Source organism: Natronoflexus pectinivorans (assembly GCF_004345615.1).
Taxonomy (GTDB): domain Bacteria; phylum Bacteroidota; class Bacteroidia; order Bacteroidales; family Marinilabiliaceae; genus Natronoflexus; species Natronoflexus pectinivorans.
On the sequence record NZ_SLWK01000001.1, the window covers coordinates 388,477 to 401,231 of the forward strand.

5 protein-coding genes are annotated in these 12,755 nt (G+C 40.5%); all 5 read right to left on the reverse strand.

Going from position 1 to position 12,755, the window contains the following annotated elements; genetic code table 11:
* Nucleotides 1-354: 354 nt before the first annotated feature.
* The 5 genes from EV194_RS01430 to EV194_RS01450 all read right to left on the reverse strand — a co-directional run bounded on the left by EV194_RS01430 (nt 355) and on the right by EV194_RS01450 (nt 12,745).
* Nucleotides 355-2,754 (reverse strand): glycoside hydrolase family 127 protein, encoded by a 2,400-nt coding sequence (locus EV194_RS01430; protein WP_132431347.1) that lies wholly within the window; start codon nt 2,752-2,754, stop codon nt 355-357.
* A gap of 446 nt (nt 2,755-3,200) precedes the next feature.
* Nucleotides 3,201-5,507 carry an endo-1,4-beta-xylanase gene (locus EV194_RS01435; RefSeq protein WP_132431349.1) on the reverse strand — a complete coding sequence of 769 codons (2,307 nt, stop codon included), beginning with the start codon at nt 5,505-5,507 and terminating at the stop codon, nt 3,201-3,203.
* A 167-nt stretch (nt 5,508-5,674) separates the two neighbouring features.
* On the reverse strand, nt 5,675-8,272 hold the full coding sequence (xyl3A, locus tag EV194_RS01440; RefSeq protein ID WP_132431351.1) for a xylan 1,4-beta-xylosidase: 2,598 nt from the start codon (nt 8,270-8,272) through the stop codon (nt 5,675-5,677).
* 13 nt (nt 8,273-8,285) lie between these two features.
* Nucleotides 8,286-10,778 carry a glycoside hydrolase family 31 protein gene (locus tag EV194_RS01445; RefSeq protein ID WP_243699296.1) on the reverse strand — a complete coding sequence of 831 codons (2,493 nt, stop codon included), beginning with the start codon at nt 10,776-10,778 and terminating at the stop codon, nt 8,286-8,288.
* 98 nt (nt 10,779-10,876) lie between these two features.
* Nucleotides 10,877-12,745: a glycoside hydrolase family 97 protein gene (locus tag EV194_RS01450; RefSeq protein WP_394346313.1), complete on the reverse strand. Its 1,869-nt coding sequence runs from the start codon at nt 12,743-12,745 to the stop codon at nt 10,877-10,879.
* Between the last annotated feature and the right edge of the window lie 10 nt (nt 12,746-12,755).

The window sequence follows — 12,755 nt, forward strand, 5'->3', positions numbered from 1 at the left end:
ATAAATTTACAAAAACTTCGCCGATTAATAATATTAACTCTACTAGGAACTTACCATAATTTCAAATTTTAAATATAATTGAATTTAAAATACCGGATTTTTAGATTTAGATAATTAAGTTAAAATCTCAGATATTTCGTTAATGCCTAAATTATGTAAATCAATAAATCTTTAAATCAGCATCTCTCAATTAAGAGCGAGCATGAAGTTCCAACTTAATACCGAGCAGAGCTCATCATTACTCTTAGTTATTGTTCTGCCGTTACCAATACTTAGAAAAATCCCCATTGACACTCTATTAATACAGCCATTAAAAAGTTTGTTTGAACTGCAAGAACATTCAATTACATAAAATCATTTAACCATCACACACTGTTGCTTTACCAATCGGATAAAATAAACAGCCCCAGCTGTATTTCCTTGTATTGATTGAAATTTTACCCTAATGCTTTCTTTTCCCTCAACCATTGAGTCAGGTATGGCATACTCCACATCGTGAAAAACAGATTGATTCCACCTCCCTGTATTGTCTTCACTTATTAGCTTCTCATCATCAATATAAATCTCAAATTTTCGTCCTCCCCATTCGGCACCCCAATACCTGACAATAAGACTTAAATTTGTCTCAAAATTGGTTTTCATTTGATAGCTGAAGAAGCCATTGCCTCGTGCATCTCGATAAAACTCATCAAAATGGTTCCCTGTACTTGAATTCTCAGATTTAAGAAGGTGGTCTGTTTCGGGCTGTTGCTCACCCGTCGCCACAAAATCAATTGTTCGACTTTCTAGGGCAATCCTCGCATTTTCCAAATTTGTTAATGAATCCATGTATGCCTGATAGCCGTCACTTGTCAGGGCCAGCCAATACATCATATATCTTGCATCATGAATTTGGAAAAAAGGTTTCAACTGAATATCTATTGGATTTATCATCTCCAAATTGAGCATAAAATTTAGGGGTTCTTCTTCAACAGGGCTCAATTTATCGACGATATTCTCAATATCGTCTTCAATCAGGATGGGTGCTTTGTTTATGGGCAATAATCTCCCTCCTGGATACTGGCTCCAACGACCATCGTCTGCTATAAGCCCCCTCAAGTCATCTGTGCCCGTTTCAGCGCCTAACAACACAGGGCCGTGCATAAAAGCAATATAATCCGGCACATTAGGTAAATGCTCAATGGTGCTGTGCATTGGCAATCTGACCTCCACCACATCTCCCTTTTCCCATTTTCTCTCTATGCTTATATAAGATGAAGGGTGCTCAGAATACTTAACCTCATTCCCATTTACAGTAACAGTTAATTCTCCTTCTTTCACCCATCCGGGGTAACGTACCATTAAATTAAATCTAGAGGAACCATTAGTTACAGTAAATTTTGTCCTTTCTTCAAAAGGAAATTTTGTTTCCTGCTTAATTATGATATTCCGGTCTTTCCAATTGAGTTCTGAGGCAATAAAAAGATTTAGGAACAAAGAGTCTCCTGAATGCGTGTATATAAATTGATTATACTTTGCATGATTTTCCATCCCAGTGCCAACGCAACACCACATGGCCTCATTTGGTGCTGAATAAACTCTGTAATGACGGGGTCGCGCTGTTGTGAAATAGACATAGCCTCCGTGCTCCGGATGCTGGGTAGAAAGAATATGGTTGAAGAGAGTTCTTTCATAGTAATCGGCATAATGAGCAGAAGGTTGCTGTCTGAATAAAACTTCAGTCAATCGTAACATATTGTATGAGTTGCACGATTCAGGGCCATCAACATCTCTGATGAAATCACTGCAAGCATTTACACTGGGAAAATGTTCTCTGCGACTATTACCTCCAAACGCAAGCGACCGATTTTCTGTAATGGTTTCCCATGAGAATCTCCCAGCTCTATTGTATTGATCATCGCCACCTAATTCGGCAATGCGTGAAAATCCAATGAACTTAGGAATCTGGGTGTTGGCATGTTTGTTATCTAAATTATCAATTCCCTGGGATAATGGTTCCAAAAACATCCTATGCGAATATCGTTTTGCAGCATCGAGGTATTTCTTATCGCCGGAGATTTGATACGCATCTGCAAAGATTTCATTCATTCCGCCATGCTCTTCATCAAGTACATGTTGCATTTGTTGGTCATCCAGTCCTGAAGCAATTTCTATCCCCCAATTGCAAAACTCCAAAAACATTGATTTCGCCTCCTCGTAACCACAATACAACCAGGCATCTCTAAGACCGGCATACATTTTATGCAGATTATAAAAAGGTGCCCATGAAGAGTTATAGACTCTGAAATCACCCTTTTTAAACCCTGACCATAATGCTTCGCTGTTTGGGAAACCGCCTAAGTAACCAACTCCCCAGTCAGGATTATTAATGGCATTGGCCTCCTGACATTTTCTAAGTTCAGATAGCATATATTCTATTCTTCTCTTAGATTCCGGGTGACCTGTTGCCGCGTAATTCAGAGCCATGGCTGTTAAGTAGTGACCTGCAACATGGCCATCAAGCCCATCCCAATTGGGATAACTTGGAGCTTTCTCAGGCAACCCGGCTTCCTTTCGGTAGGGAGCCAATAATCGATCAACATCATACTTAAGAAGAACTTCCATATTAAGATCTCGGGCATCTTTAAACTTCCCATCCAACAGTTTAACGTCAGACAAGGGAAATGTATTATGATACATTTTTTCTTGTGCCTGAACGGTATTAAAAAAGATCAATATGATGATATTAATCAGAAGAAGTTCTATTTTTTTCATCTGTTTATAATTTGTTTTTATAGGCCAGATGGAACTCGCCAATAATAATCCTCCTGTGTGAGAACTTTTTCTCATGGCTCGTTTCATGTGTCTAAAATTTGTTATTCCATCCCGAGTACTCGGGATGGAACTCGCCAATCCAGTCATACTTATTTCGACTGGGCTCAGTACATGTCTATGTGAGAAGTACTTGCTCATGGCTCGTTTCATCTGTTAATAATTTCATTTATTTCTAATTGTCTGAGCCTTATGTTTCTTATGAAAAACATTTCGTTTAAATTAGGGGCGTTAGCCCAGATATCTTCGTAGCATCGAAGCATGAAACCAATTCCCCAAGGGGGCTATGATTTGAAAACATTTTAATCATCAGTTCTGAAGAAACAGCAATCTGTAGAAAAAAGATAGTAAGGAATGTCAAATTCCTTACTGTCTTTCTAAATTTAGTATTACTTCAACAAGAACTTCTCAACTCTTATTTGGTTATTTTGATCAGTTAACTGAATAACGTACATTCCTCTTGCAAAGCTACCTACATCTAAACTATATGACTCATTTGCAGAATTACCAGAATAAACAAGTACGCCCATGCTATTAAAAATGCTGATTCTAAATGGAGACGACTCGTATGCTATGTTAAGATTGTTTGTTGCCGGATTGGGATAAATTCGAACCCTACTTTGCTCGATGATGGTCGTTCCAACGGATGCATTATTAGCAATCTCCTCAGGCCCAAATGCATTGGCAACACTCCCATCCAAAGCCTTTAACGAACCTGGGAAATAAGATACAGAGATATATTGCCCCGTAGGGACATTTGAACTTAAAGAGAGAATGACTGCATTCTCGTTATCAGGATCAACATTCGCCGCTTCAACACCAATGTTCCCTGGTGAGAAAAATCTGTAATTACTGCGTCGCAATGAATTACCATCAATAGGCTTATCGAATAAAAGCCTCACAGAATTTCTTCCAACAAGCTCTGTTTCCAAAATCTGCGGCCCCTTAACTACTGCGTCTTCCTCATTTAATACAAAAACCGCATCGGCATTTGCTTTCAGCAAAGGAACTTCAAAGACTTTAACTACTCCGTCAAATTCTGCTTCTACTGTATAATTACCATGGAATGCATTAAAAGTTAAAGGTTCATTGGCCGGCATTACTGCATCGAAATTTGTTGCCCACTTGGTTTTTGTATAATAAAGTAAGGTATCAGCAGCTAGTTTAGGCCTTCCATCTTCATCAAAGAAACCAGACCTATCACGCCATGCCCATCCATCTCTAAGCGACCAGTGATATAACCCTACAATAGATGGGTGTGAAAAAGCGATGGTAAGAACCATGATATAGTCAGCAGCTTGTTCAGCCTGTGTGAGATTTCCGCCGAAGTCATACTCAGTCAGTTTGATTGGCAAGCCGGGTTCAGCAACAATATTAATGTTACGTACCAGCTCATTAATCCCTGGCCTGCAACAGTCCCAGAAATGAGCCTGCATCCCTACACCTGTTACAGGGGCACCCTCCTCCAGCATCTGAAATATTAAATCCCGGTATTCTTCAGCCTGACCCCAATTATACTCCACATTATAATCATTTATATAAAGTTCGGCATCAGGATCTACTGAACGTGCCCATTTAAAACTGTCCCAGATAATTCGGTCACCCACTTCATTTCTTAACCAATCAGCATGACCGGTAAGCGGTTCATTTACCACATCATACTCTTTAATAATCCCTCTATATCGCTCAACATCCCGAAGAACTCTCTCTCTACATGCTTCATATATATCTTCAGGAGTTGGCAGGCTTCTTACCCAATTTGGAGTTGAGTGATTATCATTACCGCCCCATATCAAAGCATGCCCTCTTAACTCCCAACCAACTTTTTGAGTCCATCTAACAGCATTCTCAAATACGGTATAATTGGGTGGACCGGGTTGTGACTGAACACCACTCCATTTAAAAGAGTTTTCGGTAACACCGGCGTTAAAATATTTATACATCGTGGCCTTTCTCCAATCATCGTTGGATGCAACTGTATTTGCATCAGGATCGAAGAATCCTGCCTCTACAACATACTCATTGCCATCACCTGTTGTTAATGCAGATCCTCCGCAATTAATCCTTAAAGCAAAATCACCATCAACTTCTTCAATAACAATCCCTTTTATAGCTACATTATCCACTAAAGCTTCAAGTTCAATTAGAATTTGATTCCCGGAAGATGTAACCACCAGACTCCTATCTACAGCAATATCTCTTCCTCCGGCCACTGCATGGGTATCAAAATTTTCCAAAAAGAGTTCCCCATCAATCCGTACATTAAAAATACGGGCATTGTTTCCTCCATGAAATATTTCAGCGAACTTAAGGGTGACTTCATAATCTTTTCCAGCTTCAACCGGGATGGCATAAGCTAAATAGCCACCCCATCGTTCAGTCCGGTAGATTTCGGCATCTTTTTCGGCCTGTACAACATTGTTTGTGGAAAAAACATTTCCCATGCTTTGAGCTCCTTGGGAGAAATCAAAGGCAATGCCAAATGGAAATTCATGTTTCTGCATTCGAATAGCGACTTCGCCCGTGTAGGGCTCCCCGTTTTTATCGAATATTTGTATGCCATAGGAGTCCATGCGTAGCTCCTCTATACGCTCTTGGGCATTGTTATACCAATTGGTATAGTTTTGAGCTTGTATGCTTATTGGAAAAATAAATATTCCAATAAGCATACATAGCAGTAAATTAATTGATTTCATGTGTCTATAATTTGTATTTTAAGGTCACATGGAACTCGCCAATCCAGTCATTAGCTGCGCTGATCTTCGATTCCCCTGTGTGAGAATATCTTTGACTTCGTCGATTTTACGATTCTCATGGCTCATATCATAGAATTATTTGGATGGATAAAAATTAGGCTGAATAATTATCTAATGGTAACGGTTGCTTTTTTCAAATCTGATTCATGTGAACTATTCCCGTAATAAACCACATATTCACCGGGAGTCACTGTTATTTTTTGTTGCTCCCAATCGTAAAATTCAAATGAGGAAGGCGACAGTTCTATTTTTGCCTGACGCTTTTTCCCTGCCGGAACATCAACTCTCTGGTAACCCCTCAACGTTTTCAATGGGCCGTTTACGTCACCAACTTTCCGAATATATACCTGTACTATTTCAGTGCCATCGCGGTCTCCGGCATTTGTAACCGGTATGGTAATTGTAGTGGTTTGATCTCCGCTTAATTTAGATCTGCTAAGTTTCGCTTTTCCAATTTCGAAATTGGTATAGCTAAGGCCAAATCCAAATGGGAATAGCGCCTCTGTGGTATATCGGTAGGTACGTCCCTGCATGGAGTAGTCTTCAATATCACCCAGATTATCAGAATTTGCATAAAATGTTACAGGAAGTTTACCCGATGGATTAAAGTCTCCAAATAAGACATCGGCCACAGCCAAACCTCCTTTTTCGCCACCATACCATGCCTGAAGAATTGCTTCAGTTGTTTCAAGTTCGGGCTCAAAAGCAATTGCAGAACCAGAACAGTTCACAAAGATCACAGTTTTACCTGCATCTTTTAATGCTCGCAAACAGTTGCGTTGAACAGCAGGAAGTTCAATATCGGTACGATCACCCCCTTTAAATCCAGGATAAGAAACCGGCATCTCTTCTCCCTCAAGATGACCGGAAAGCCCTCCCACGAAAATGACAGTATCGAATCCTTCAAGCCTCTTAACCAGAGCTGCGTAATCCACATCTTCTTCCCTACCAAATTCAAATTCAATATTGGCTTGCCAGTTTTCTCTGTGAGCATACCTTATCTTTATGTGGTAGGTTTGGCCGGCTTCTACCTTGAATGGAATTCTGGTTGATAAAGTTCTCCAATTGGTGTAGCTTTCCAGTACTTCGTCATTTACACTCAGCTCAAAAAATCCGGTTGCTCCACCCTTAAATACAATCTCTTCTGAAACCGTTGGGGTGAATGTTGTTTCATATATTGCTGAGAAATCTTCAAGCCAAACGCCGGGTGCAAATTCATGTTGTCCAGCTGCAGTTTGTCTGATGGAATTAGCCATTTGCTGAACAGCTACAGACTCTCCCTCAAAATTTGGATGATTCCAATAGGTTGCTCTAAACCCTGTGCGACCATTGATAGAGGTTTGAGGAAAATAACTAATTGTTACCTGATCATCAACCAGATCCACACCTTTCTCGTAATAAACTTCAGCGTTAGGAAGTTTAGATTTAATACCATCAAGAATTGTGATCGTATTTATGGGTGTTCCATTATAGTTTCCCCAAAGCATCTCTTCATCATCAGCATTGGGGCCAATAACTGCAATTCTTTGAATGGTTGTTTTGTCCAAAGGCAAAACACCGTTAGGATTGTAAAGCAACGTCATGGTTTGTTGAGCCATCTCATACGTAAGACGGCGATGGCGTTCATTATTCAGGACCGACTCCGGGATTTGAGCCCAGGGCACAATTGAATCATCATCCATATCACCCAGATCAAAACGTCCAATTAACACGCGCATCAAACTAATGTCTATGTCTTCCTCTGTAATCAAATCCATTTCCAAAGCCTTGGGCAAATCTTTGTAGTGATAGTTGTCCCAAATACATTCCAGATCGGTTCCCCCTAACAGGGCTCTTGCAGCTGCATGTTCACGGCTTGATGAAACATTGTGTGTTGTGTAAAAATCTGTTATGGCACCGCAATCAGCCACTACCAAATGTTCAAACCCCCATTCTTCACGAAGAATTCGTTGCAAAAGTCTTGTATTGCTACAACAAGGCTCATCTTCAAGGCGCTGATAAGCACACATCACTTGTCGCACATCGGCATCCTGCACCAATGCTTTAAAAGCAGGCATGTAGGTTTCGTAAAACTCTCGCGGACAAACATGGGTAACATTTAATTCATGACGACTCCACTCCGGTCCTGAGTGTACTGCATAGTGCTTGGCACATGCTAAAAGCTTGCGGTAGCGGGCATCTTCGGGACCCTGTAGTCCTTTTACTACCTGTACCCCCATATTTGACATCAGAAATGGGTCTTCTCCATAAGTCTCCTGGCCACGTCCCCAGCGGGGATCGCGGAAGATATTCACATTTGGGGTCCATACAGAAAGGCTTAGGAATCTGCGATTCTCTTCACCGCGGCGCATGGCCTGATGGTATTTAGCTCGCGCTTCGTCCGATGTAGCATCAAAAATCTGAAACACCAATTCATCATTAAATGATGCGGCCATCCCTATGGGCTGGGGGAAAACCGTAACACTATCGTTGCTGGCATAACCGTGTAATGCTTCGCTCCACCAGTTAAAGCGTTTAATTCCTAATCGGGGGATAGGATCAGACTGGTCGCAGAGCAAAGCAGCCTTCTCTTCAACGGTTAAACGGGATATTAAATCCCGTGCTCGTTCCTCCGAACTTAAACTTGGATCTTGAAACGGATACTGCTGTGCCGAAATTCCTATAGCACAAAACAGGCAAAATGTAAATAAAACTAAGTTTTTCATCACTTGTGTTATATTAAAGTTTAATTTCTAGTTTTCCTCCTTTATAAACCACCTTTTTATCAATATCAATCGAATCCATTCCAATTGCTTTGTCTTTTTCGACCTTCACGACATTAAAATGTCGCTCGGTAAGCATTCCAGGAAATGAGCCCTTTCTATTATCTATGGTTAATTTGCGATTTGCATCATCCCAATAAAAAGTGATTGTTGAATACTGTCCATCCTCGTAGTTATAGTTATCATTCTCATCTTCATAAAGGGTAAATTTACCGTCGGCTCCGGGATAAATGCGGATTTCTAGATTGTCCCACTTCTTCTCAGTTGCATATTGCACTTTTGGGCCTACCGGTAAAATGGAGCCCGCTTTTAAAAACAGCGGCATGATATCAATCGGGCTTTGCTTTTTAATGGTTTGACCACCCCTATGTTTTTCTCCAGTCCAGAAATCAATCCAATCTGTTCCTTTAGGAAGATATACTTGGGAAGATTTCACCGTGCTAAAATCTTCTCTGCCATTTGTGGTGTACATTGATTCAGTGACCGGGCATACAAGAATAGATTTTCCAAACATATATTGATTATCAATATCAAGAGCTTTAGGATCGCTTGCAAAATCCATCACCAGTGCCCGCATAAAACTAGATTGGTTAGCAGTCACCTCCCATGATGTAGAATATATGTAAGGCAGTAAAAGATATCGCAAATTAATAAATTTTTCAATGGCATCATAAACAGGCTCCCCTTTGCTTCCAAACTGAAAGATCTCTCTTGGGGCTTCGGCCCCATGAGAGCGCATCATAGGGCAAAACGCACCAAACTGAATCCACCGTGCGTACAATTCTCTGTAGTCAGGGTCATCAAGTCTGGCAGGATATTCCCATAAGAAAAATCCACCTATGTCACTGTTCCAATGTGGGATACCGGAAAGAGAAAAATTAAGTCCTGCTGAGATTTGATTTCGTAGAGCATTCCAGGATGCAACAACGTCGCCTGTCCATGTATTTGCTCCATATCGTTGCTGGCCTGCAAAAGCTGAACGAGTAAGGATGAATACCCTCTTATCTGAAGTTACAGCTCGTTGATTCTTATAAACTCCACCTACGGTCATTAATGGATAAGCATTTCGAACCCTCCTGAATGAGCCAAGATAAGTTTGGAAATCAAAATCCTCAGGTTGCCAGTTAAAATGATCTGGTTCAGTTGAATCCATCCACCAGCCATCAATTCCAAGAGAAAAAAGCCCTTCGTTCAGGTATTTCCAATAAATATCACGAGCTTCAGGATGGTATGCGTCATATACCCTGACTCCGGATGGATAATCAAGTCTAGGAGGCCATAACTGTGAACCGGATTCTGGCCAGGTTGATATATTCATCAACATTCCACCGGCGTCAAGTTCTCTGTACTGTTTGGTTTTGGGGCCAAATGATGACCATATGGTAATGATCATATGAGCATTGAGCTCATGTACTTCATTTACAAATCTTTGTGGATCAGGAAATTCAACATCAAGAAACTCCATTGCATTCCAAAGATAATTGCTTCCCCAGTACTGCCAATCCTGGATGATTCCATCCAACGGAACCCCCAGGTCTCTGTATTTCCTGACAATACCCACCGTTTCGTTCTGACTTTTGTATCGCTCCTTACTCTGCCAGTAACCATATGTCCATAGAGGAAACATTGGAACCTGACCGGTTAGTTCACGCATTTCAGCAACTACACCATCGGCATTGCCACCATACATGAAATAGTAGTCTATACAATCTCCAACTTCGGAATTAAACGAGGTCGCTTCTGAGGAGTCAGAAAAAACGGTTGGGGAATAGTTATCCCAAAAGAGACCATAACCTTTAACAGACTGAAAGAATGGAACAAAAGACTCAGTATTATTCTGAATCATATTCATTTCTAAATTTCTTTGAATCATCCTTCCCTGTTGCTGAAAACCTAAACCATAAATCGCTTCACCGGTTTCCAAACCAAAGGTTTGAGAAACGTTAAAGGATTTTACTCCAGCGTCATCGATTTCGACGAATACCGCGCCATCGTTCTTCTCTTTTAACAAAGCTTTGCCGTTGTTCTTATAAAAAGATACTTGTCCGTTGTTTGTATTCAAATTAACCGTTAATTCATCGCTCTGCAATGAGATTAAGTCATTGTCCGAAGAGATATTCAGAGAGATTGATTCCGGCGATTTAACAACTGAAAGACTCTCTTTTTTGAAACTTGTTCCTTCCGGCCATTTAATAACCCTGACAATAGAGTTGCTGAAGAACTGAATTTCAACTTGTATCGAGTTACAATTGACAACAGCCCCCGTTTCTGTTTCCTGGTAAGATTGAGATACAGCAGAGGAACTTATGAAGAACAAGAATAAATACAGAAACATCAATCGCATCATTAAAAAATAAAAAAAGTTTCTGCCTTCATTGCGAGGACTCCCTGTTCGCATATCAATTGCGCTCAGATTTTTTTTTGTGGTGATTACAAATGAATGTTTCATATAGTTGGATTATTAGTCTTGTAAACCTGCCTGAGAGAATCAATCCCATATTAGAAACTAATTCTTCCAGGCCATGTATCACAGTTAATAGTTAATAATTAGTTGTCCATTGGTTGAAGTTTAGCAGCAAATCCGCCTCTACGTAACATTTTCACATCAATTGTGCTTGATTTATTCACCACAGAGTAATAAGTGGAGAAATCCTTATCATGATTTCCATCGGAAATCAACACAATTCTATAATCAACACCATCATCCAGAAAATTAAAACTTAAGGTATAATTCTTCTCTACATTTTCAGAATTTATTCCACCAACATACCATAACTTATCATTTCTACGAGCCATAACAACATCACGTCCCGGATAGCCATCCAATAGCTTAGTGTCATCCCACGCCGCCGGCACATCTTTTAAAAATGATTTGGGGGCATCTGGCAAATTATAATAACCTTCAGGACGATCGGCCATGTGCTGAAGAGCAGATTCATAGAGCACACTTAAGGCCAGTTCATGTCCATAAGAGGTAAGGGACGGATATTGAGAATTGGTGAATGTAACAGGTGTGTAATCCATGGAGCCAACTACGTTTCGGGTGAATGCCATAACACTGTTGTGTTCCGGCGCTGTAGTAGTAAACTCAGGCCCATTATTGTACCACTCCGCACCGCGTACTCCTTCCAAAGTCATAAGGTGCGGGTATGTTCTTGCCCATCCTCTTGGAACCACCGAGCCATGGAAATTTACCATCATTTCAAATTTGGCTGCATCTTCCAGAATGTCGAGATAATACTCAATCATAAATTGCTTTTCGCTGAGGAAAAAGTCAACTTTTACTCCAACAAACCCCAAACTCTTTAGCCAGGCAAATTCTTCCATCCGGTTTTCATGAGTCTTCATCCGATCTATTGGAGTAGCTGTAATCCATTGAAACATACCAGAGTTATACCAAATAAAAGGTTTCACACCTTTTGATAGAGCATATCTTGCTGCATCCTCAACATTTCCACCATTTGACATTACGTCCCATTCCCAATCGAAAAGGGTATATGGCCAACCCATTGCAGCAGCTAAATCAGTAAAGGCAGCAACAGTTTGAAAACATCTTGTACCATGATTGTCAGACCAGTAGTTCCAGGAAACTAATCCGGGCTTTATCCAGTCGGTGTTTTCAAGAACAGAAGGTTTGGAAACATCATCAACCAAAGTTGACTCAACAATGTCAGACAACTCCCCCATGATTACAACGCGCCAAGGCGATTTCCATGGTAAATTGATGGTTGGCAATGCCTCACCTTTCCCTTCATGGGGATAAGGAAGTGTTACTTTATATGCAGGCACATTATCGGCGTTATTTAGTTTTGTTGCACAATATGTTCTATCCAATCCTGCTTCATGGATGAGATACCAGCAGCTGTTATCAGGCGTATTGAATAAGGCCGGATATCCCCAATCCCCACCGGTTTGTGCATCCTTCATTTTGGCATAAAGATGTTCATTGGACAAATCAAAGTCCTGTAGCCATCTCGTAGTACTATCGGGTATATGATAAGATGTTAACTCATCCTCAATGGTATATGTTCCGCTACCCCTTGGAAATTCATAGCGGAATACAATTCCATCGTTATAAGCTCGAACCACAACGTTCATTCTTGAACGCTCTGAATTTTCAAATTCCATGACAACTTCATTGGCAACATTGCTGCGTTCACTGCGCTTTCCATGTATCGAGGTGTATTGTTCTACCACTCTTTTGGGTCGGCTTGCCTTTAAAAATCTTAGATTATCTGAGAAACTCTGATCGTTACGAATAAGACCCAAATCAATACGTGGAATAACTTCAGATTTTTCGTCATCACTGATATAATTTACCTGTAAATACCAACTTCCGGTATTACCATCCTGTTGGCTTAACAGCATTACTTCATTTTTGCTATTGGGTGATAGAACAACGGCTTTTTGTGACATTAAAGGGAAC